The sequence below is a fragment of the Mesorhizobium sp. LSJC285A00 genome, from assembly GCF_000503155.1.
In the GTDB taxonomy this organism is placed as follows: Bacteria; Pseudomonadota; Alphaproteobacteria; order Rhizobiales; family Rhizobiaceae; genus Mesorhizobium.
Genome location: NZ_AYVK01000037.1, coordinates 1 through 20,004 on the forward strand (window position 1 = coordinate 1; position 20,004 = coordinate 20,004).

Consider the following 20,004-nt stretch of genomic DNA (forward strand, 5'->3'; position numbering starts at 1 on the left):
CTTCTTCTGCTCCGCCGCCCGCTGCTCTTCGATGCGGGCCGCCTCGCGCTGCTGTTCGCTGCGCGGCAGCACATAGAAATATTGCCACAGCCCGAGGATCAGCACCGACAAGACGATGGTGATGTAGAAGTTCCGGTTGTTTTCCATCGAAAGCCCTTGGCCTATCGTGTTCCGCTGAGACGGCGGGAGAGTTCGGCCTTCAACTGGCCGAACGGAATGGTGAGCACGTCTTCACGCCCGACGATGACATAGTCATTGCCGGGCGCCATGTCACTTGCGGCATGGGTGCGCACGGCTTCTTTCAGCCGCCGCCTGACGCGGTTGCGGACAACCGCATTGCCGACCTTCTTGGTGACGGTGAAGCCGACGCGCGGCGGCAGGCCGTCATTGCGGTCGAGAACTTCGACGAGAAAAAGCCGCCCGCGCCGCTTTTCACCGCGGCGGACGGCCAGGAATTCCGCACGTTTCAGAAGCCGCTTGGGGTTTGGTCCCACTGGCTTGCCGGTTGCGGGCAACGATCTCGTCTTCCGTTCAGGCGCTGAGCCGCTTGCGGCCGCGGTTGCGGCGAGCTGCGACGACGCCGCGACCACCCTTGGTGGCCATGCGAGCACGGAAACCGTGCCGGCGTTTGCGGACGAGTTTGGACGGTTGGTAGGTACGCTTCATTTGTTTTAATACCGCGGGGTGCGGCCCTTCTTGATTCTGTCACTGTGTAACAGGAGCTTTGCCGGGCCGGCATTGGCGCGATCGAAACCGCGCCGGGACGAATGGCCCGAGCGTGAGCGGCTTATAGAAAGAAGGGTTTTGGGAGTCAATCCAGCGCGAACGCCAGTTCGTCGCAGCGCGAACTGCCAGTTCGTCACGGCGCGACACCCCGTTCGTCGCGGCGCGAACACCCAGTTCGAGGCTATTTTTATTGCTGGCGCCATCGTCCAACGAAGGATGAAATTGGCAAAAAAGCCGCAATCACCTAATCTCAACCGATCAAGCGTTTGTGAAGACAGGCCTTAATGAGCGAAGTTGCATCAGCGGATGAAGGGAGCGGCCCGGCGACAGCCGATGCCAGCCCGGCGACCGTTCGCCCGGTTGCGAGCCGTTCGGTGCCCAATCGTTCAGTGCCCTTGGCGCGCGGCCTGTCGACCAAGCTGCTCTTGCTCACCATTGTCTTCGTGCTCCTGGCCGAAGTCCTCATTTTCCTGCCCTGGATCGCCAGCTACCGCCTGGCCTGGCTGAAGGAGAGGCTAAGCACCGCTGCCGCGGTGTCGATCGTGCTGGTGCAGGGTGAGCCCAATTCGCTCTCCCGCGCCGCCCAGAACGACGTGCTGATGGCAATCGGCGCCAAGGCGATCGCGGTGCGCGACGGCGGCGTATCGCGCCTGCTGGTGGTGGCCGAGATGCCGCCGCAGGTCGACGAGCACATCGACATCGCCAATGTCGGCATGATCAAGGGCATGACCGGGGCGCTGGATACGCTGTTCTTCGGCGGCAAGCGCATGCTGCGGGTGTTCGGCCCGGTCGGCGACAGCGACAAGGAATTCGAGCTGATCATGCCCGACTATTCCCTCCGCAACGCCATGCTGCGCTATTCGCGCAACGTCGCCTTCGTCTCGCTGCTGATCTCGCTGTTCACCGCAATGCTGGTCTATGCCGCGATCGACCTGATCATGATCGGCCCGATCCGCACCATGACGCGCTCGATGCTGTCCTTCTCCGAGGCGCCCGACGATCCAGGGCGCATCATCCACCCGGCCGCCCGTGCCGACGAGATCGGCGTTGCCGAGCGCGAACTGTCGCAGATGCAGGAACGGCTGCAAAAGATGCTGTCGGAGCAGAAGCATCTTGCCGATCTTGGCCTCGCCGTCTCCAAGATCAACCATGACATGCGCAACATCCTGGCCTCGGCGCAGTTGATGTCGGACCGCTTGCGCCTGGTCAAGGACCCGACGGTGCAGGCCTTCGCGCCAAAGCTCTTGCGCGCGCTCGACCGCGCCGTCTCCTATTCCGAAGGCGTGCTCCACTATGGCCGCACGCAGGAGCCGGCGCCCTCACGCCGCCGCTTGCGGCTGCGCCAGCTGGTCGATGATGTCCACGGCCTGCTCGACATCGAGGACGGCATCGAATTCGTCAATGCCGTCGAGCTCGCCTTCGAGGTCGATGCCGATTCCGACCAGCTGTTTCGCGTGCTCACCAATCTGTGCCGAAACGCGGTGCAGGCGATGGCGGCCGACGCCGAGAGCGCGCTGGTGCGCCGGCTCGCCGTATCGGCCGAGCGCATAGGCAGCGTAAGCCGCATCATTGTCACCGACACCGGTCCCGGCCTGCCGGCGAAGGCGCGAGAAAACCTGTTCGCGGCGTTTCGAGGCTCGGCCCGCAGCGGCGGCACCGGCCTTGGCCTGGCCATCGCGCACGAGCTGATCCGCGCCCATGGCGGCACGGTGGAACTGGTCGAATCGATCGGCGGCCGCACCACCTTCGCCGTCACCATCCCCGACCAGCCGGTCCGCCTCGACCAGGCCCGCAACGGCCTGCGCCGCCCTGCCTGAGCTGTATTGATATTCAGCCGAAGCCGGACTGAGCTGAATCTCAGCACCCCTTTGATCGGCACCGTCGAAAGCAGCTGCGACAAAACTTTTGCCGGATTGGCTTGCTTTTCGGAAATTCAGTCGCTAGGGAACACGTCTTGTCGCGGCCGGTCGTCAGGATCGGTTAGCGGGGCTATGTAAAGCATGGCCTGTTGCGCGCCCGTAGCTCAGCTGGATAGAGCACCAGACTACGAATCTGGGGGTCAGGAGTTCGAATCTCTTCGGGCGCGCCATTTCCGCCGAATCTGCGATTTCCTGCGATCCGCTAGCCGGTCTTGGGCTCGCATATGAAGAGCAGGTCGCGGAACACGTTGCCGAGCACCGCCTCATCCGAGTGCTGGAGAACTGGACGCCGCCTATTCCGGGCTTCTTCATTTATTACCCCAGTCGTCAGCCTGACTGCGCTATAAACGCGCTGCGATGTTCTTGAAACGGGAGAGTACGCGGCGACCGTTATCTGGGCGCAGCGACGCTGAATGCTCATTCACGCCGCCGCGCAGCACGCTCACTTTTCTTCCGCCTTTCCCGGATCAGGGCCCAATAGGCCTCGCTCCAGCCAGATACCGCTCATTGTCAAACGGCTCGGCGTGGGTGCTGCCCGGGCTCCACATGTGGCGGTGGGTCTCGGTCAGATTGCCGAGATAGACATGCAGCGCGCCTGAGCGGGCGATGCCGGTGTTGGCCACCGCGTGCACGGTATCAGGGGTCATGTGCACCACCGCGGGCGCCGCGATGTCGTGGCGTTCCGGCGCATCGATCTCGCTGCCGTCGACGGGATAGATGAAGTTGGTCTCGCTGCCCTTGTAGATGCCGATCAGCGCATCCATCAGATGGTTGTGCGGCGGGTACCGCAGGCCGGGCGACAGCGTGATGTGGTAGATGGTCAAGTCAGGGCTGGCATGCAGCAGCACCTCATCGTCGTCTTCCTCATGCGCGAGCACGCCTGATGCATGGAAGCGGTCGGTGTGTTCGCGCAGCACCGCCTTGACCCGTTCGATGGCATGAGCACCTTTGGCTGCGTTGACGATACCGGCGGTTACGGCGTAGAGAGGCGAGTTGGCGGCAAGAGACATTTGTCGTCATCTCCATTGGGAAGCTCAACCAATACAGCTGAGATGCTCAGGCTAGCGAATGCCGACAGACCCGTCAACCGGATGGTCGAAACGGGCAAGCAGACTACGCGGGCAGACTACGCGGGCAGACCACGCGGGCAGACCACACGGGCAGGCAGATATGGCTCTTCCGAAATCAGTGTCACCGTCCGCCGTCAAGGCGCCGTCGACCGCCGACATATTGCGCAGCGAGGAAGCTTATGAGCAGCTGAAGAGCGACATCGTCGCCTGCGTCCTGCAACCCGGCGAAAGCCTGACCGAAAAGCAGATCGGCGACCGCTACCAGATCAGGAAGGCGACGATCCGCTCGGCTTTGGCCCGCCTGACGCAGGAAGGGCTGATCAAGAGCGAGCCGCGCCGCGGTTATGTCATCGCACCGCTTAGCCTGCGCGACGTCAACGAGATCTTCGACCTCCGCAGCCTGATCGAACCGGAAGTGTTCCGGGTGGCCGCGGCAAACCTCACCGAACGCGGGCTCGACGACATCAGGCTGGCGGCGCAGAAGGTGCTGAAGCCGGAGACGCTGCGCAGCCATGTCGCCTTTCTGGCGGCCGACCGCGCCTTTCGCCTGGCCCTGGCTGAACTCTCCGGCAATCTACGGCTGGTTCGCCTGCTCGACCAAACGCTCGACCAGTCGGAGCGTGTCCTCCATCTCGGCTTCAAATCGCGCGACTTCACGCAAGCGATCATCGGCCAGCAGAAGGAGTTGGTGCTTGCCTGCGAGCTGGCCGAAGTCTCGGCCATCGCAAAGCTTGCCCGCTCGCAGTGCCTGTCGCTCAAGAAGCAGGTGCTCGAGGCCTTGCTCGCCGGCTCCAAGCTGCAGGACGCCAATTTGCAAAGCTTCGCCTGAGGCGCGAAGTCCGCGCTCTCTGGCCGATGCTTACTCGTCGATGAAGCGGATGTCCGCATCGGCAAGGCAATAGGGCGCGTAGCGGAAATCGCGGATATGGCTGACCTTTCCATCCTGCCAGTCGACCAGCATGAAGCCGCGCACGGCGTCATCTCCCGTTTGCGGGTTGCGGATCAGGATGGCCGGCCTGCGGTCGACGAAGCCGAGCGACAGCGCCCAGTCCTGGACACGGTCGTAATTGCCGAAATAGTTGGAAACCTGCGCCTTGCCGCGCATGCGGGTGCGGTTGACGACTTCAAGCTGGATATCCTCGGCGATCAACGCGCGCACGGCGTCGAAGTCGCGCGCGTTGAACAGGTCGACATAGCGGCGCAGGCGCCGCTCGTCGTCGGCGTCGAGCTTTGGGGCAGGCGCCTGCTCGTCCTGTGACGCCAGCAGGCGCAGCTGCGACCGCCCGCGATGCAGCGCTGCCTTGGTCGCGGCCAGCGTCGCGCCGGACACTTCGCAGGTTTCGTGCAGGCTGAGGCCAAGCACGTCGACAAGGATCACGGCGCTGCGCTGCACTGTTGCCAGCTGCATGAAGCTTCGCAGGCTGGCGGCGGTGGCGAGCCTCGCATCGGCGCTTGCGGAGGGGTCTTCGATCGTCGTCATGTCGGTCTCGCTCATGCGCGCCTGCTCCCGCTGGCGCCGGCGCAGATGATCCTGCGCGGCATTGTGGGCTATGCGGAACAGCCATTGCTCCGGACGCCCAACGGTGGCGTCGCCGTCGATGGCCTGCAGTGCCTTGATCAGTGTCTCCTGGACGATGTCCTCGCCATCGATCACCGAGCCGGCCATGCGGGCGCAGTAGCGGTGCAGCTTCGGTCGCAAGGCGCCGAGCATCGCCTCCAGGGCAACGCGGTCGAGTTTTGCTGTGTTCATCCTGTCCGTTCCCAAAATGCCGGTCTTTGCATTCAAGCCGGCACGACCTCGCCGGCCAGCATACGATAATTGCCGACGATCTTTGCCGGCGATCTGGCAAGCGGCGTCGAGCGGCGCCCGGCATGATCGGCGCTGAAGGCCTTGAAGGCTGCGAGCCCCGTCAGGCCGTCGCCATCCTGGTTGACAAGATGGATGAACTCGCCATTCTCCAGTTCCAGGACGAGGTAGCGCACGGATTGCGGCTTCGTGTCGTCGAGTGCCTCGAACACCTGTGCAACCAGCATACGGTTCTCGGCGATGCTTTCGTCCTTCACGCCGTAGCGGATGAGATTGTAGCCCATTGTCGTCTCCTGTTTTTCAACTCTGCACAGAGAAGACGTTTCGCGGCCTCGAAAAGATTCGTCGCCCGGCGAATCTTTTCGATCGTCCGGATCGTCTTTCCCGTCGACGGCTGCGCGGCAGCCGTCCAGGAGCAGGAGAGACCCATCATGCACATCCAGTTTGCCGAATTGCCGGTGTTCGACCAGGACCGCGCCAAGGCCTTCTACACCGGACATCTTGCTTGCCAAGTGGCGGAGGACCAGCTGATGGGCGACAGCGGCTGGCGCTGGATCGAGCTGACATTTCCCGGCGCCGTCACCAATTTGCATTTCGTCAAACGCCCCGATGACACGCCGGGCACTGAGCCCGTGCTGGTGCTCGTTGATGGCGATGTCGAGGCAACGGTCGCGGGCCTGAAGGCGCGCGGCGTCGAAATCATCACCGAGCCGCAGGAAGCGCCTTGGCAGCCGGGCCGCACAGTCGCCGAATTCCGCGACAGCGAGGGCAACCGCATGGTTGTCGCCAGCAAATGATCGGACCCGGCGCAAAGCCGAACTTTGACATGAGAACAACAGGAGAGATGGACATGACCCCCCAAACGTCGACGCTGAAAGTACCGGGCGCCAGCCTCTATTATGAGATGCGCGGTTCCGGCCCCGTACTGTTGATAATCCCCGGCGGACCGCAGGACGCCGGCGTCTTCGCCGATGTCGCGGGCCACCTCGCCGACCGCTACACGGTGGTCGCCTATGATCCGCGCGGCAATTCGCGCAGCACCTTCGACGGAGAGCCGCAAGAGCAGGACCTCGATGTCCATGGCGACGATGCCGCGCGATTGATCGAGGCGCTTGGCGCCGGACCGGCCTATGTGTTCGGCACCAGCGGCGGCGCCCAGATCGGGCTCAACCTCGCCGCCCGCCATCCCGGCCGGGTTCGTGCACTGGTGGCGCATGAGCCGCCCAGCATGATGCTGCTCGACGACCCGTCGCCGTCACTGGCCGGCATGCGCGACCTGCACGACACCTATCGCAGCCAGGGTGTCGAGGCGGCGATGCAGAAATTCTTCAGCGAGAACAGCCTGTCGGAAGGGCCGGGTCAGGATGAAGCCGGGCCGCAGGACGGACCGCCTTCGTTCGAACCGTCGCCCGAGGAGGCCGAGACCTTTGCCAGGGTCAGCGGCAATTTCGAATACTGGCTGGCGCATGGCGTCATGCCGCTGTCGCTCTACCGTCCTGATATCGAGGCGCTGCGCGGCCGCCCGGTCGTGGTCGGCATCGGCGAAGAGTCCATCGGCCAGCCGATCGACGGCATGGGCAAGGCGCTGGCCGACGGGCTCGGCAGCAAGCGCGCCGCCTTCCCCGGCGACCACATGGGCTTTGCGCCCTATCCCGACCGCTTCGCCGAGACCTTGCACCTGACGCTCAGCGGCTCGTGAGATCGTCAGTTCAACAGGAAAGGAGCGTCCGCATGCACAATGCGGACGCCCTTCTCCCATGAAATTACCCGCTAAGATTGCTGTATCAGACGGCCTCCCAGCCTTCCTTGCCGCCGGCGCGGAAGATGGCGTCGATGACCTTCTGGTTGAGCACGGACTCCTCCAGCGTGAAGACACGCTCCTTGCCACCCTGTGCCGCCCTGGCAAACGTCTCGACCTCGCGCCGGTATTGCTGCGTGCCGGGAAAGCGGAACACCTGCGCCTCCGTATGGTTCTGGTTGTGCAGTTCGATGCGGTGATGGTCGTAGAGCCCGGCATTGAACGGCGAGAACACCTCGATGAAACCCTTCTCGCCGTGGAACACCATCACCTGCCGCGCCGCCATCTGCGTCGACAGATAGAAGGACAGTTCGAAATCGCCGAAATCGGCGCGGATCGAGGAATAGATGTCGGTGCCGAATTTCTTGTCGCGCTCGATCGTCGCCTGCACGCGCAGTGGCTCCTTGCCGCTCGAAAACCGCGTCGACACCGTCGGATAGACGCCGATATCAGGCAGCGCGCCGCCGCCGAGATCGAGCTGGTTGCGCATGTTGGTGGGATCGACATTGTAATAGGAGAAGGCGCCCTGCACATGGCGCAGCCGGCCGATGGCGCCATCGGCGATGAGATCGCGCACCTTGATCCATTGCGGGTGGTAGATGACCATGAAGGCCTCGCAGACCAGCACCTTCTTCTGGTCGCGCAGCTTGATCAGCGGTGCGATATTCTTGGCGTCGAGCGCCAGCGGCTTTTCCACCAGCACATGTTTTCCCGCTTCGATGGCCTTGGCCGTCCATTCGACATGCTGCGATGTCGGCAGCGGGATGTAGACGCCGTCGACGTCTTTCGAAGCCAGCAGCTCCTCATAGGAGCCAAAGGCATGCCTGGCGCCGAACCGCTCGCCCAGGGCCTCGGCCTTCGACAGGTCGCGGCTGGCGATCGCGGACAAAACGCTATTCTCGGCCTCGACGATTGCCGGCAACAATTGCTCGCGGCCGATCTTGGCCGTCGACAAAACACCCCATCGGAACATCAGGCTTCTCCTATCGATTTACAGGCGAGGAGGTTTGCCCGAAATTGCGGGAAAAGCCAATGCGGATCGCTGGTCCTCCTAGCCTCGCTTGCCCGTCAGCGTCATGTCGAAATCGACAATATTCGAATAGATCGGCGTGCCGACATCCATGCCGTACCGGGAGCGCAGCACCTTGCCGGTGACGTGGAATTTAATGACGCCGCCCTTCAGCCCGCCGAGCTCGGCAGTGAACTTTTCCGCAAACGTCTTGCCGCGCGCCGTCAGCCGGCCGCTGACCAGCGCCGTGGTGTCGCTGGTTCGGGTTACGCTGGTCGAGCGGAACTGGATTTCGGGGCTGTTGGCCACGTCGAACACCGCATCGGAGCGCAGGAAGGCGTCGATGCGGCCCTGGCCGGTGCCGACGCTTTCGGGATAGATGGTGAAGTTGACCGCGGAACGGCCGACATCGCTGTTGTCGATGCGGATGGAGCCCTTGAAGCGGCCAAAGGCGCCGTCGAGGCCGCCGCCACCGACCTTGCCGATGGAGAAGCGAATGCTGGAGCTGGCCGGGTTGACCGTGTAGCTGCCGGCGGCGTCGCCGAGGTCCACAGCGGCGGAGACAGGCATGGCAAGGCAAGCGGCAACAGCCGCCAATCCGAAGATGCGCGCATACATGGGTTTTGTCCTTCTGGGGCAGGCGAAGTGTTGCGCCCTCACTCCAATGAACGAATGCGCGGCGCGCGCTATTCCATGTCCTGATCTGACGAAGGCGTGATCATGCGCGTGAGCACGCTGTCGCGCAGCCAGAAATGATGCCGCAGCGCCGCCAGCGCATGCAGCGCAACCAAGGCAATGCCGGCATAGGCGAGATACCAGTGTGCTAGCGCCCAGAAGTTTTCCGCCGCATCGGACACGCCGAGCGGCAGGTTCGGCATCACGAACAGGTTGAACGGCATGCTGGGTATCTCCAGCATCGACACCGAAACCAGTGCCCAGCCGGACAGCGGCACCGCGAGCTGGAAGCCATAAAGCGCCAGATGCGCCAGCGGCGCCGTCCGACGCTCCAGGCCTCCGACCGAGGCCGGCAAGGCCGGGGCCGTATTGCCGAGCCGCCAGGCAATGCGCAGGATGAGGAGGCCGAGCAGCAGGAAGCCGAAGGATTTGTGCAGCTGGATCAGCTCGAAGGCGGTGCGCTGGCTGGTCAACCGCACCATGATGAAGCCGAGCATGAACTGGCCGATGAACAGGATGCCGATCAGCCAGTGGAGGACGATCGCCGCCCAGCCGTAGCGGGTTGAGTTGTTGGTGATGAATGCCGGCATGGTTGGTGAACGAATGGCAGCTGGGCTTTCTTCCACCCTCCCCCTTGTGGGGAGGGTCGGCGCGAAGCGACGGGGTGGGGGGTAGCGCCCTACGAAGACTCCCACCCCGATCCGCTACGCGGATCGACCCTCCCCACTAGGGGGAGGTGGCTAACCACCGACCTTGAAGAAATCCACAAACGCCCGCAGCGCCGGGCGCATCTGGCGGCGACTGGGGTAGTAGACGAAGAAACCGTCGAAGGGCGGACACCAGTCTTCCAGCACGCGGATCAAGCGACCGTCGGCGAGCGGCGCGCGCACATAATCGTCGAAGACGAAGGCGAGCCCAGCGCCGTCGACCGCCGCCTGGGCGATCAGATGGTCTTCGTCGAGGATCAGCGGCCCTTGCGCCGCGATCTCGATCTCTTCGCCATCCGTCTCGAATTCCCAGCGGTAAAGAATGCCGCTGGAAAAACGGAAGCGGATGCAGCGGTGGTCGGCAAGATCGCGCGGATGGCGGGGTCTTGGCATGGTCGCGAAATAGGATGGCGCGCCGACCACGGCGCCGCGAAGGTCCGGTCCGATGCGCACCGCGATCATGTCGCGCTGCAGGCTCTCACCGAGCCGCACGCCGGCATCGAAGCCGCCTTCGACGACGTCGGTGAAGCGATCCTCGATGACGATTTCCAGCACGATGTCAGGATAGGCCGCGGCAAAGCCGCCGAGCCTGGGCGTCAATGCCAGGTGGGCCGCGGTGCGCGGCACGGTCAGCCGCAGGTTCCCGGCCGGCCGGTCGCGCGCCTCGATCGCCGTTTCCAGCGCCAGATCGATCTCGGACAGCGCCGGCCGCAGCCGTTCGAGCAACTGCGCGCCCTCTTCCGTTGGCGCTACGCTGCGGGTGCTGCGCGCCAAAAGCCGCACGCCGAGCCGCGCCTCCAGGCTGGACACGGCATGGCTCACTGCCGAGGGCGCTATGGCCAGTTCGCGCGCCGCGCCACGAAAACTGCCGCATTGGGCGACTGTTGCCAGTACAGCGAGTTGAGAAAGATGCGCTCGGTTCATTGCTCTATTTTATAGAACACCCCGTGCGAATGACAGCCAATTATCGAACGTAAAGCCAAGCGCTATCTCTCTTTCAACGCAACAAGGAGACGCGCCATGAAAACCCGCAAACTTGGTACTGAACTCGAAGTCTTCCCCGTCGGCCTCGGCTGCATGGGCATGAGCTTCGCCTATGGCGGTCAGGCCGAGGCGGACGCAATCGCCACGCTGCGCCGCGCTGTCGAGATCGGCGTGACGTTTTTCGACACCGCCGAAGTCTATGGTCCCTTTGAGAACGAGATCCTTCTCGGCAAGGCGTTGAAGCCGGTGCGCGACAGGGTGACGATCGCCACCAAATTCGGCTTCAAGATTTCCGAGGAAGGCTCAGGCCTCGAACGTATGGTTGGCGTCGATAGCCGCCCGGAGCACGTCAAGGCAGTGGCGGAAGCCTCGCTGAAACGGCTCGATATCGATGTCATCGACCTCTACTACCAGCACCGCGTCGATCCCGGCGTGCCGATAGAGGACACGGTCGGCGCCATGGCGGAACTGGTGCGCGACGGCAAGGTGCGGGCGCTGGGCCTGTCGGAGGTCAGTGCCACCACCATCCGCCGGGCGCACGCCGTGCATCCGATCGCTGCCGTGCAGAGTGAATATTCGCTCTGGAGCCGCGACCCCGAAGACGAAGTGTTCGATGTCTGCCGCGAACTCGGCATCGGCTTCGTCCCCTACAGCCCGCTCGGTCGCGGCCTGCTCACCGGCACCATCGCCAAGCCCGAGGCCCTCAGCGACGACGACTGGCGCCGGACCTTGCCGCGTTTCCAGGCCGACGCCATGGCCGCTAATGCCAAGGTCGTTGCGACGCTGGAAAAGCTGGCGGTGGAAAAAGGCGTCACCTCGGCCCAGCTGGCGCTGGCCTGGGTGCTGCACCAGGGCGACTTCATCGTGCCGATCCCCGGCGCAAGAAAGATACGCCATCTCGAGCAGAACACGGCGGCGGTCGGGATCGATCTGAGCGCGGCTGAGGTCGCGGCGATCGGCGATGCGCTGTCGCCGGACAAGGTGGTTGGCAAGCGCTATACGGAGGAGCTGTTGGCGCTGGTGAATGGGTGAGTGCCTTTACCCTCCCCCTTGTGGGGAGGGTCGATCCGCGAAGCGGNGGGGGGGGGGGGGCTCCTCGTGAGGCGCACCCCCACCCCGTCTCTCTGTCTCCGCCTCGCTGCGACAGCGGGCCGACCCTCCCCACAACGGGGAGGGTAAGTCTCACCACGGCACCACCGTAATCTCCGGCCAGCACGCCTTCGCCCTCGCCCCCTTGGCCTCATGCGTGCGCCTGTTATCCATCAGCCGGTTGGGCGTGATGCGAAACGCGAAGAGGTCATCCAGCCCGAACGGCGCCACGACCTCAAGCTGCCCATCGGCATCGTATCGCACCCCGACCGCATGCGTCTTCGAAGCAAAATAGCTCACCGACTCGCTGGAACTCGTATAGCGCGGGCAGGGCTGGCCGAATTTCTGCGGATACCACAGATGCACCCGTGCCTGGTTGCGCACCTCGGCCGGCAGAGCCAGCCCCTCGAAATGCTGCGCCGCTCGACGGATGACCGCGTCCTCGGCCTCGTAGGACAGGTCGCTGTCATCGAAGTAGAAGAGATCGACATCCTTGATGCCGTAGCCCGGCGCCTTGCCGGTCAGGTGGTTCCAGACGCTGTTGTAGAGCGCGCCGGACACCACCAGCCAGTCCGGCAACGCCAGCGTGCGGGCCCGCTCCAGCGCGTCGCTGACGAGCGCATCCGCCAACACCATTGCGAGAAACGCTTCGCGCTGGGCTTCGAACGGCAGACCGGAATAGCGCAGATGGTCCATCGCCCTTTGGAGAGCGATTCGCAACTGCCGGCAATCCTCAGAAGCAATTCCAGGAAAAGTGTGTAGCGGTTTTCCCGGGAAAGCGCGCCGCGCTTTCCCTAAGACGCGCTTTCCCTAAGAATTGCGTGAAGGCGAAATATGTAGGGCGGGCGTTAGCCGCTCTACGTTCTCAGCATGCCGCCCGTTTGCTTGCCAACATTGTCGACGATGCGCTTGGCCAGCGCCTCGAAATCCTCGTCGGTGAGCGTCTTTTCAACCGGCTGGATAGATACTTCGATGGCAATCGACTTCTTGGCGGTCCCGAGAGATGCCCCCTCGAACACATCGAACACCGAAACGCCGGTGACCAGCTTCTTGTCGGCGGCGAGCGCCGCGCGCACCAGCGCGCCGGCCTCCACCGTCTTGTCGACGACGAAAGCAAAGTCGCGCTTCACCGCCTGGAAGGCGGACAGCTCCAGCTTTGGCTTGGTTTTCGTCGGCTTGGCCTTCGGCTCGGGCACGGCGTCGATATAGACCTCGAAACCGCAGATCGGTCCGGAAACGTCCAACCCCTCCAGCGTCTTCGGGTGGAACTCGCCGAAGGTGCCGAGCACTGTCTTCGGGCCGAGCTTGATCGTGCCGGAGCGGCCGGGATGATACCAGGCCGGACCGCCTGGCTCGATCTGCAGCCTGTCGACCGGGGCGCCGCAGGCTTCCAGCGCTGCAATCGCGTCGGCCTTGGCGTCGAACACGCCGACCGGACCGGAATTGCCGGCCCAACTGCGGCCGGAGCCGTCGAGCTTGGCGGTGCCGCGGCGCACACCGGCCGCAACGCGCCGCTGCTGGTCGGGGCGGTCGCCCTCATAGGTACCGGAGACCTCGAACAGCGCGACATCGCCGATGCCCTTGTCGGCATTGCGCTGCGCGGCGACGATCAGGCCGGGCAACAGCGAGGGCCGCATATCGGACATGTCGGCTGCAATCGGATTGGCGAGCTTCAGCGCCGTCTGGCCGCCGCCGAACAGTTCGGCGTGTTTGGCCGGGATGAACGACCAGGTGAGAACCTCCAGCATGCCCCGCACGGCGAGCGAGCGCTTGGCAGTGCGGGTGCGAACCTGCAGCGTCGTCAGTATCTTGGAGTTGACCGCGTCATGCGCGCCGAGCGGCTGCGGCGCGATGTTGTCGACGCCGTGGATGCGCATCACTTCCTCGACCAGGTCGGCCTTGCCGTCGACGTCAGGACGCCAGGACGGCACAGCGACATCGACGACGTCGCCCGCGCCTGACGGCTTGAAGCCGAGGCGGGTCAGGATGTCGAGGCTTTCCGCCTTCGGCACCTCGATGCCGGTCAGCCGCTTCACTTCGGAGATCGGGAAGGAAACGATCTTCGGCTTGTAGCCGGCATAGCCGACCACCTCCGTCTCGGTCGGCTCTCCGCCGCAGAACTCCAGCACCAGCTTTGTCGCCAGCTCGACGCCGGGCACCATGAATTCCGGGTCGACGCCACGCTCGAAACGGTAACGGGCATCGGTGATGATGCCGAGCGTACGGCCGGTGCGGGCCGTGGTGATCGGATCCCAAAGAGCGGATTCGATCAGCACGTCCGTGGTGTTCTCGTCGCAGCCGGAATGCTCGCCGCCCATGACACCGGCGATCGATTCGACGCCATTGTCGTCGGCGATCACGCACATCTGCGGCGTCAGCGTGTATTCGCGCCCGTCAAGCGCCAGCACCTTCTCGCCGTCGCGTGCGCGGCGCACGACGAGATTGCCGGCGACCTTCTTGGCATCGAACACATGCAGCGGCCGGCCACGGTCAAAGGTGACGTAGTTGGTGATGTCGACCAGCGCGCTGATCGGGCGCAAGCCGATGGCGATCAGCCTTTGCTGCAGCCATTTCGGCGACGGCCCGTTCTTCACGCCTTTCACCAGGCGCAGCGCGAAACCGGGGCAGAGCTCCGGCGCCTCGATGGTCACCTTGACCGGCGTTTCACCTTTGCCAAGGACCGCTTCGACCGGCGCGGTCTTGAGCCGGCCAAGCCCGCTTGCCGCCAGGTCCCGGGCGACGCCGTAAATGCTGGTCGCATCCGGCCGGTTCGGCGTCAGATTGATCTCGATCACCGGATCGTCGAGATGCGCGTAAGCCGCGAAGCTGGTGCCGACAGGCGCATCGGCCGGCAGGTCGATAATGCCATTGTGCTCATCCGACAGCTCCAGCTCGCGCTCGGAACACATCATGCCATGGCTCTCGACGCCGCGGATCTTGCCGACGGTCAGCGTCACGTCGATACCGGGCACATAGGCGCCGGGCGCGGCGAAGGCGCCGATCAGGCCGGCGCGGGCATTCGGCGCACCGCACACCACCTGGACAGGGGCTGCGCCATTGCCGGTGTCGACGGTCAGCACCCGCAGCCGGTCGGCGTCGGGATGCTGCACCGCCGTCAGCACCTTGGCGATGACGAACGGCTTCAGGCCGGCCTTGTCGTCGACATGCTCGACTTCGAGGCCGATCGAGGTCAGCCTCTCGACGATCTCGTCGAGCGTGGCGTCGGTGTCGAGATGATCCTTGAGCCAGGAAAGGGTGAGTTTCATCACTGTGTTCCGTTTTGTCTGTACCCGCCCGGACCTTGTCCATCGGGTCTGGGCACGCTTGTCTTCAAATGGCGCGGCAAGTCGTCGGGCATATGCACGAAGGGCAGCTGCTCGCGCACATAGGCATGGTGCGTCGGCCGGAAATAGGCCGGCATGTCCATGGCGCCCAGCATGAAATAGATGTGGTCTTCCAGCCGCTCGTCGACATAGGCGATAGGCGAGCCGCAAATGCCGCAGAACGAGCGTGTAACCGGCCCGTTCTCGTACATCTTCAGCGCCTTGCCGGTGAAAGCCACCTGCTCGGTCAGGAAGCCGACAAAGGCCGACACCGGCGCGCCGCTGGCGCGCCGGCAATCGCCGCAATGGCAATAGCTGATATGGTGCGGTTCGACTGATGCCTCGAACCGTACCGCGCCGCAGCGGCAGCCACCCGTGTGCGGCGCCGTCATGCGGAAAGACCTCCGAACAGCGTCGGCATGTCGAGCGGCCTGAAACCGTAATGCGACAGCCAGCGGACATCGGCGTCGAAGAAGGCGCGCAGGTCCGGCATGCCGTATTTCAGCATGGCGATGCGGTCGATGCCCATGCCCCAGGCAAAGCCCTGATATTCGTCGGGATCGAGCCCGCCGGCGCGCAGCACATTGGGGTGGACCATGCCGCAGCCGAGGATCTCCATCCAGTCGGAGCCTTCGCCGAATCGCACTTCGCCGGGCCGCGAGCGGTCGCACTGGATGTCGACCTCGAGGCTGGGCTCGGTGAACGGGAAGAAGGACGGCCGGAAGCGCATCTTGACCTGCGGCACCTCGAAGAAAGCCTTGCAGAATTCTTCCAGCACCCACTTCATGTTGGCGACATTGGCCGATTTGTCGATCACCAGCCCCTCGACCTGATGGAACATCGGCGAGTGGGTAGCGTCGGAATCCTGGCGGTAGGTCTTGCCGGGAATGACGATGCGGATCGGCGGCTTCTGCTTCTCCATGGTGCGGATCTGGACCGGCGAGGTGTGGGTGCGCAACAGCTTGCGCTCGCCCTTCTCGTCCGGCTGGAAAAAGAAGGTATCGTGCATCTCGCGCGCCGGATGCCCTTCGGGGAAATTCAGCGCGGTGAAATTGTAATAGTCGCTCTCGACATCGGGACCTTCTGCGATGGCAAAGCCGAGATCGCCGAAGATCGCCGCGATCTCGTCGATGACCTGGCTGATCGGATGGATGCGGCCGCGCTCGGCCGGCGATTGCCGCACCGGCAGCGTCACGTCGACCGTCTCGGCGGCGAGGCGCGCAGTGACAGCAACATCCTTCAGCTCGGCCTTGCGTGTCGTCAGCGCTTCGGTGACGCGGTTCTTCAGGCCGTTGATCGCGGGGCCCTTGACCTGGCGCTCCTCGGCGCTCATCGCGCCCAGTGTCTTCAGCAATTCCGAGATCGACCCCTTTTTGCCGAGAGCCGCGACGCGCACGGCTTCGATAGCGGCCTCATCGGCGGCCGACGCGACGTCGGCCATCAGGGAGTTTTCGAGAGTATCCAAGCCGGTAGCTATGTCGTTCACGGTCAAACTCGCTGTGTTGGGAGTCAACTTTGAGGTGAAAGTCACTTTCAAGTTGAAAGTTCATCCATAAGAAAAACCCGCGCCAGCCGTGCCAGCGCGGGTTCCCCAATCAGAATTGCGAATGCTGGGAAGCGCTGGGCTCGGAGCCCGATCCCGAAAAGTTGCAGACTTTTCGGAAAGATCGCGCTCCTCGCTAAATTTCCCTGAGCATGATGTTGTCCAAAAAGTCAGCAACTTTTTGGCATCATGCTCTAGGCGACAGCGCTTTCAAAAGCATTCGGGGTGGTGTTCTTCAGATATTCGAGCGCGACCTTGGCCTTGGCCACGAGTGCGGCGAACGCCTGCGGTTCATGGATGGCCATGTCGGACAGGATCTTGCGATCGATCTCGATACCGGACTTGTTGAGGCCGTCGATGAAGCGGCCATAGGTCAGGCCATGCTCGTGCGTCGCGGCGTTGATGCGCTGGATCCACAGCGCGCGGAACGAGCGCTTGCGGTTCTTGCGGTCGCGATACGCATACTGCATCGACTTTTCGACCGCCTGCTTGGCGATGCGAATGGTGTTCTTGCGGCGGCCGTAGAAGCCTTTCGCGGCTTTCAGGACCTTCTTGTGCTTGGCGTGCGAGGTGACGCCTCTTTTTACGCGTGCCATGTCATGATCTCCTTAAACGCTGTTCCTGAAAGCGAATGCTCAGAGGCCGTTCGGCAGAAAATTCTTGATGACCTTCTTGCCATCCGGTTCAGCCAGAACCATCGTGCCGCGGGCATTTCGAATGAACTTGTTGGAACGCTTGATCATGCCGTGACGCTTGCCGGCCGCAGCCGACAGGACTTTACCCGTACCTGTGATCTTGAACCGCTTCTTGGCGGCCGATTTGGTCTTCATCTTGGGCATTTTGCTACTCCGTATTGGTGGCGCACAATCGCGCTTCTTGTTCGCTTCGGGCGGACCAAAAGCCCGAAAAGCAAATGAAACCGCCACGGCATGCCCTGCCGGGCGGTTTTCTTGGAACGGCGGTCCTATACGTCAAAGCGGGCTGGCGCGCAACACCCGAGCGGCTGCGACGCTCTGTCCGCGATCAGGGCAGCCTGAACAGCACCGGGAGTATGCCCGATTGCTGGGCGCCATCGATGGTCTCGAACACCGGCAACGCCACCAGAAACACCAGCCCGTCGAGCAAGGTGGTCAGCAAGAGGCGCGGCTTGAAGCTGCCGGTGTCGCCTTCCTGGTAGAGCGACAGCTGGGGGAAGAAACGCGGCACCCGCGCCAGATAGACTGTGTAGGGCGCGCCGAGAACCTCCTTGAGATACCGTTCCTCGCGCAGGATGACGATGTGGAAGGCGCCGGCGCACAAAAGCGCAAACAGGACGATGCCGGAGAACGAGCCGATCTGCGCCCCGACGCCGGCGGCGGCAACGGTCGAGAACACGTAGAGAGGATTGCGGGTGATCGAATAGGGGCCGCCGGTGACCACTTCGGAGGATTTGCGCCCCCCGATATAGAGTGTCGACCACAAGCGGCCGACTACGCCAAGGAAGATCAGCAGCACGCCGACCATCTCGATCGTTTCATGCACCGGGGTATCGGGCGGGAAGGTCGACTGGCCGAACAGCAGTGCCGCAAACAGCACCACCACCAGCACCGCAAGCACCATGCGACGCATGTGCTGGTAGCCGCCCAGCTCCTTGATGGGCGCAGGGTTGATTTCATTGGCCATGTCGGGAATCCGATTGTCGAGAAGCTTTGCCGGCGATCGCGGCGTCTGGACAGGAGAATCGGCGTCCCGCCAATCGCCGGGACGCCATGAGACAGGATTCAGGCGGATTTAGAGCGCAACGCCCGAACTGATCTAGCGCGGCGCCAGCACCATCATCATCTGGCGGCCTTCCAGCTTCGGCTCGGCTTCGACCTTGGCGATGGTAGCCGTCTCCTCGCGCACCTTGTTCAGGAGCTGCATGCCGAGTTCCATATGCGCCATCTCGCGGCCGCGGAAGCGCAGCGTCAGCTTGACCTTGTCACCTTCCTCGAAGAAGCGCCGCACGGCCTTCATCTTGGTTTCGTAGTCATGGCTGTCGATGTTCGGGCGCATCTTGATCTCCTTGATCTCGATGACCTTCTGGTTCTTGCGCGCCTCGGCCGCCTTCTTCTGGTTGGCGTATTTCAATTTGCCGAGATCGAGAATTTTGACGACAGGCGGCACCGCATTGGGCGAGATCTCGACCAGATCGAGCCCTGCCTCTTCGGCGAGCAGCAATGCGTCGTTGATGGAAATATCGCCGCGGTTCTGGCCATCGGCGTCGATCAGCTGGACCCGGGGAACCCGGATATCACGGTTTGAGCGCGGGCCATCCTTGGTGGGCGCCGCTGCTTTGAAAGGTCTGCGAATGGTCGTGGTCTCCTTGGCCGTTTCGTTCAGGGTTTCAATCTAGAATGTTCAGGACGCGCCAATGTGGTGAGCGCGCGGGCGGAGTCAATAGCACAGCGCTGACAGAAAATCACCCTGATCGCAGGCCTGCACCAAACAAAGGATGTCGCGAGCACTTTCCGCCTCGCCTGTGCCTGTGTCAAAAGACCAGCGAGTAAAATCAGGCTCCCACAATCAGGTCCCCAGAACCAGGATTGATCCACAGCCATGACCGCGACCACCCCAACCCTGCTGGATGTCGACGGCATCGATATCGCGGTTCGCCATTCCTCGGGCGCAACGCCCGGCGTCGTCTGGCTCGGCGGCTACAAATCCGACATGCTGGGCACGAAGGCGCAAACGCTGTCGGATTGGGCGGCCAGGGAAGGCCGCGCATATCTGCGCCACGACTATTCCGGCCATGGCGAATCCGGCGGCGCCTTTGCCGACGGTACTATCTCGAAATGGCTTGGCGAGAGCCTCGCCGCCTTCCGGCATTTCACCGAGGGCAAGCAAATCCTGGTCGGCTCGTCGATGGGCGCCTGGATCGCGCTGCGCATGGTGCAGGAGCTGCGCAAGGCGGGCGACAGCAATGTGGTTGGCCTGGTGCTGCTCGCGCCGGCGCCGGATTTCACCGCCGAGCTGGTCGAGCCGGCTCTGACGGAGGCACAGAGGCGCGAACTTCGGGAGAAAGGCTTTTTCGAAGAACCTTCGGACTATTCCGCCGAGCCTTACATCTACACAAGCGCGCTTATCGAGGACGGCAGAGCGAACCGGGTCATGATCGGGCCGATCGATACCCATTGCCCGGTCCACATCCTGCAGGGCTTGGCCGATGCCGACGTGCCGGCAAGCCATGCGCTGAAGCTGGTCTCGCTGCTGCCAGCCGACGACGTCACTTTGTCGCTCATTCCCGACGGCGACCACCGCCTGTCGCGGCCGCAGGATCTCGACATGCTGCTGAGGGCGGTGGCCGACATGGTTCGGCGGGCGGGGTAGGCAAGA

General features: G+C 63.4%; 23 protein-coding genes, 1 tRNA gene and 1 pseudogene. 8 read left to right on the forward strand and 17 right to left on the reverse strand.

Annotation, left to right across the window (positions count from 1 at the left end):
- Window positions 1–161: 161 nt before the first annotated feature.
- Together rnpA and rpmH are read right to left on the reverse strand one after the other, a co-directional pair.
- The gene (rnpA, locus tag X726_RS144480; RefSeq protein ID WP_023672264.1) at window positions 162–515 is read right to left on the reverse strand and encodes a ribonuclease P protein component; all 354 of its coding nucleotides are present in this window, start codon (window positions 513–515) and stop codon (window positions 162–164) included.
- A gap of 16 nt (window positions 516–531) precedes the next feature.
- Complete coding sequence (gene rpmH, locus X726_RS1000000169650) at window positions 532–666, reverse strand: 50S ribosomal protein L34 (RefSeq protein ID WP_008833937.1); 135 nt, start codon at window positions 664–666, stop codon at window positions 532–534.
- 344 nt (window positions 667–1,010) lie between these two features.
- Between rpmH and X726_RS144475 the strand changes: the two genes are divergently transcribed.
- The 3 genes and pseudogenes from X726_RS144475 to X726_RS1000000171925 form a co-directional block, all read left to right on the forward strand.
- Complete coding sequence (locus tag X726_RS144475) at window positions 1,011–2,543, forward strand: HAMP domain-containing sensor histidine kinase (protein WP_023672265.1); 1,533 nt, start codon at window positions 1,011–1,013, stop codon at window positions 2,541–2,543.
- A 195-nt stretch (window positions 2,544–2,738) separates the two neighbouring features.
- A tRNA-Arg gene (locus X726_RS144470) sits at window positions 2,739–2,815 on the forward strand.
- Window positions 2,816–2,847: 32 nt separating this feature from the next.
- Window positions 2,848–3,012 (forward strand): annotated as a pseudogene (locus tag X726_RS1000000171925) (LysR family transcriptional regulator); the annotation flags it as partial.
- 100 nt (window positions 3,013–3,112) lie between these two features.
- Here X726_RS1000000171925 and X726_RS144465 read toward each other — a convergent pair.
- On the reverse strand, window positions 3,113–3,655 hold the full coding sequence (locus X726_RS144465; RefSeq protein ID WP_023672266.1) for an autotransporter: 543 nt from the start codon (window positions 3,653–3,655) through the stop codon (window positions 3,113–3,115).
- Between the two features lie 160 nt (window positions 3,656–3,815).
- On the opposite strand from X726_RS144465, the gene X726_RS144460 reads away from it, so the two are divergent.
- Complete coding sequence (locus tag X726_RS144460) at window positions 3,816–4,544, forward strand: GntR family transcriptional regulator (protein WP_023672267.1); 729 nt, start codon at window positions 3,816–3,818, stop codon at window positions 4,542–4,544.
- A gap of 30 nt (window positions 4,545–4,574) precedes the next feature.
- On the opposite strand, the gene X726_RS144455 is transcribed toward X726_RS144460, so the two are convergent.
- On the reverse strand, window positions 4,575–5,465 hold the full coding sequence (locus X726_RS144455) for a sigma-70 family RNA polymerase sigma factor (RefSeq protein ID WP_023672268.1): 891 nt from the start codon (window positions 5,463–5,465) through the stop codon (window positions 4,575–4,577).
- Between the two features lie 32 nt (window positions 5,466–5,497).
- Complete coding sequence (locus X726_RS07410; RefSeq protein ID WP_023672269.1) at window positions 5,498–5,806, reverse strand: hypothetical protein; 309 nt, start codon at window positions 5,804–5,806, stop codon at window positions 5,498–5,500.
- Window positions 5,807–5,953: 147 nt separating this feature from the next.
- Here X726_RS07410 and X726_RS144450 point away from each other — a divergent pair, with 147 nt between their 5' ends.
- Window positions 5,954–6,319, forward strand: a complete 366-nt coding sequence (locus tag X726_RS144450; RefSeq protein WP_023672270.1) for a VOC family protein — start codon at window positions 5,954–5,956, stop codon at window positions 6,317–6,319.
- 53 nt (window positions 6,320–6,372) lie between these two features.
- A complete protein-coding gene (locus X726_RS144445) occupies window positions 6,373–7,221 on the forward strand; it encodes an alpha/beta hydrolase (RefSeq protein WP_245272154.1) in 849 nt (282 codons plus the stop codon).
- An 85-nt stretch (window positions 7,222–7,306) separates the two neighbouring features.
- Here X726_RS144445 and X726_RS144440 read toward each other — a convergent pair whose 3' ends face one another.
- The 4 genes from X726_RS144440 to X726_RS144425 form a co-directional block, all read right to left on the reverse strand.
- Window positions 7,307–8,293: a Gfo/Idh/MocA family oxidoreductase gene (locus X726_RS144440; protein ID WP_023672272.1), complete on the reverse strand. Its 987-nt coding sequence runs from the start codon at window positions 8,291–8,293 to the stop codon at window positions 7,307–7,309.
- Between the two features lie 78 nt (window positions 8,294–8,371).
- Window positions 8,372–8,947, reverse strand: a complete 576-nt coding sequence (locus X726_RS144435) for a YceI family protein (RefSeq protein ID WP_023672273.1) — start codon at window positions 8,945–8,947, stop codon at window positions 8,372–8,374.
- A gap of 68 nt (window positions 8,948–9,015) precedes the next feature.
- Window positions 9,016–9,594, reverse strand: a complete 579-nt coding sequence (locus X726_RS144430) for a cytochrome b (protein WP_023672274.1) — start codon at window positions 9,592–9,594, stop codon at window positions 9,016–9,018.
- 150 nt (window positions 9,595–9,744) lie between these two features.
- Window positions 9,745–10,635 (reverse strand): LysR family transcriptional regulator, encoded by an 891-nt coding sequence (locus tag X726_RS144425; protein ID WP_023672275.1) that lies wholly within the window; start codon window positions 10,633–10,635, stop codon window positions 9,745–9,747.
- 96 nt (window positions 10,636–10,731) lie between these two features.
- Between X726_RS144425 and X726_RS144420 the strand changes: the two genes are divergently transcribed.
- Entirely contained in the window at window positions 10,732–11,727 is a 996-nt protein-coding gene (locus tag X726_RS144420) for an aldo/keto reductase (protein ID WP_023672276.1), read from the forward strand.
- Window positions 11,728–11,877: 150 nt separating this feature from the next.
- On the opposite strand, the gene X726_RS144415 is transcribed toward X726_RS144420, so the two are convergent.
- From X726_RS144415 to infC, 8 genes are all read right to left on the reverse strand, one after another.
- Window positions 11,878–12,480, reverse strand: a complete 603-nt coding sequence (locus X726_RS144415) for a nucleotidyltransferase family protein (protein WP_023672277.1) — start codon at window positions 12,478–12,480, stop codon at window positions 11,878–11,880.
- Between the two features lie 161 nt (window positions 12,481–12,641).
- Window positions 12,642–15,050, reverse strand: a complete 2,409-nt coding sequence (pheT, locus tag X726_RS144410; protein ID WP_023672278.1) for a phenylalanine--tRNA ligase subunit beta — start codon at window positions 15,048–15,050, stop codon at window positions 12,642–12,644.
- Entirely contained in the window at window positions 15,050–15,499 is a 450-nt protein-coding gene (locus X726_RS144405) for a GFA family protein (protein ID WP_023672279.1), read from the reverse strand. The genes pheT and X726_RS144405 overlap by 1 nt, the downstream gene beginning before the upstream one ends.
- Window positions 15,496–16,548 (reverse strand): phenylalanine--tRNA ligase subunit alpha, encoded by a 1,053-nt coding sequence (gene pheS, locus X726_RS144400; protein WP_032891898.1) that lies wholly within the window; start codon window positions 16,546–16,548, stop codon window positions 15,496–15,498. Before pheS ends, X726_RS144405 begins: the two co-directional genes overlap by 4 nt.
- A 296-nt stretch (window positions 16,549–16,844) precedes the next feature.
- Window positions 16,845–17,246: a 50S ribosomal protein L20 gene (rplT, locus tag X726_RS144395; RefSeq protein WP_023672281.1), complete on the reverse strand. Its 402-nt coding sequence runs from the start codon at window positions 17,244–17,246 to the stop codon at window positions 16,845–16,847.
- 39 nt (window positions 17,247–17,285) lie between these two features.
- Entirely contained in the window at window positions 17,286–17,489 is a 204-nt protein-coding gene (gene rpmI, locus X726_RS144390; protein ID WP_006201248.1) for a 50S ribosomal protein L35, read from the reverse strand.
- Between the two features lie 184 nt (window positions 17,490–17,673).
- Window positions 17,674–18,312 carry an isoprenylcysteine carboxylmethyltransferase family protein gene (locus X726_RS144385; RefSeq protein ID WP_023672282.1) on the reverse strand — a complete coding sequence of 213 codons (639 nt, stop codon included), beginning with the start codon at window positions 18,310–18,312 and terminating at the stop codon, window positions 17,674–17,676.
- Between the two features lie 132 nt (window positions 18,313–18,444).
- Window positions 18,445–18,981, reverse strand: a complete 537-nt coding sequence (gene infC / locus X726_RS144380) for a translation initiation factor IF-3 (protein WP_023744911.1) — start codon at window positions 18,979–18,981, stop codon at window positions 18,445–18,447.
- 246 nt (window positions 18,982–19,227) lie between these two features.
- Here infC and X726_RS144375 point away from each other — a divergent pair, with 246 nt between their 5' ends.
- Entirely contained in the window at window positions 19,228–19,998 is a 771-nt protein-coding gene (locus tag X726_RS144375) for an alpha/beta hydrolase (protein ID WP_023672284.1), read from the forward strand.
- The last annotated feature ends 6 nt before the right edge of the window (window positions 19,999–20,004 follow it).

Bases quoted from the DNA above. Each gene is read 5' to 3' on its own strand.
- rpmH (WP_008833937.1), bottom strand. From the start codon at position 666: ATGAAGCGTACCTACCAACCGTCCAAACTCGTCCGCAAACGCCGGCAC.
- X726_RS144475 (WP_023672265.1), top strand. From the start codon at position 1,011: ATGAGCGAAGTTGCATCAGCGGATGAAGGGAGCGGCCCGGCGACAGCC.
- X726_RS144465 (WP_023672266.1), bottom strand. From the start codon at position 3,655: ATGTCTCTTGCCGCCAACTCGCCTCTCTACGCCGTAACCGCCGGTATC.
- X726_RS144460 (WP_023672267.1), top strand. From the start codon at position 3,816: ATGGCTCTTCCGAAATCAGTGTCACCGTCCGCCGTCAAGGCGCCGTCG.
- X726_RS144455 (WP_023672268.1), bottom strand. From the start codon at position 5,465: ATGAACACAGCAAAACTCGACCGCGTTGCCCTGGAGGCGATGCTCGGC.
- X726_RS07410 (WP_023672269.1), bottom strand. From the start codon at position 5,806: ATGGGCTACAATCTCATCCGCTACGGCGTGAAGGACGAAAGCATCGCC.
- X726_RS144450 (WP_023672270.1), top strand. From the start codon at position 5,954: ATGCACATCCAGTTTGCCGAATTGCCGGTGTTCGACCAGGACCGCGCC.
- X726_RS144445 (WP_245272154.1), top strand. From the start codon at position 6,373: ATGACCCCCCAAACGTCGACGCTGAAAGTACCGGGCGCCAGCCTCTAT.
- X726_RS144440 (WP_023672272.1), bottom strand. From the start codon at position 8,293: ATGTTCCGATGGGGTGTTTTGTCGACGGCCAAGATCGGCCGCGAGCAA.
- X726_RS144435 (WP_023672273.1), bottom strand. From the start codon at position 8,947: ATGTATGCGCGCATCTTCGGATTGGCGGCTGTTGCCGCTTGCCTTGCC.
- X726_RS144430 (WP_023672274.1), bottom strand. From the start codon at position 9,594: ATGCCGGCATTCATCACCAACAACTCAACCCGCTACGGCTGGGCGGCG.
- X726_RS144425 (WP_023672275.1), bottom strand. From the start codon at position 10,635: ATGAACCGAGCGCATCTTTCTCAACTCGCTGTACTGGCAACAGTCGCC.
- X726_RS144420 (WP_023672276.1), top strand. From the start codon at position 10,732: ATGAAAACCCGCAAACTTGGTACTGAACTCGAAGTCTTCCCCGTCGGC.
- X726_RS144415 (WP_023672277.1), bottom strand. From the start codon at position 12,480: ATGGACCATCTGCGCTATTCCGGTCTGCCGTTCGAAGCCCAGCGCGAA.
- pheT (WP_023672278.1), bottom strand. From the start codon at position 15,050: ATGAAACTCACCCTTTCCTGGCTCAAGGATCATCTCGACACCGACGCC.
- X726_RS144405 (WP_023672279.1), bottom strand. From the start codon at position 15,499: ATGACGGCGCCGCACACGGGTGGCTGCCGCTGCGGCGCGGTACGGTTC.
- pheS (WP_032891898.1), bottom strand. From the start codon at position 16,548: ATGGCCGACGTCGCGTCGGCCGCCGATGAGGCCGCTATCGAAGCCGTG.
- rplT (WP_023672281.1), bottom strand. From the start codon at position 17,246: ATGGCACGCGTAAAAAGAGGCGTCACCTCGCACGCCAAGCACAAGAAG.
- rpmI (WP_006201248.1), bottom strand. From the start codon at position 17,489: ATGCCCAAGATGAAGACCAAATCGGCCGCCAAGAAGCGGTTCAAGATC.
- X726_RS144385 (WP_023672282.1), bottom strand. From the start codon at position 18,312: ATGGCCAATGAAATCAACCCTGCGCCCATCAAGGAGCTGGGCGGCTAC.
- X726_RS144375 (WP_023672284.1), top strand. From the start codon at position 19,228: ATGACCGCGACCACCCCAACCCTGCTGGATGTCGACGGCATCGATATC.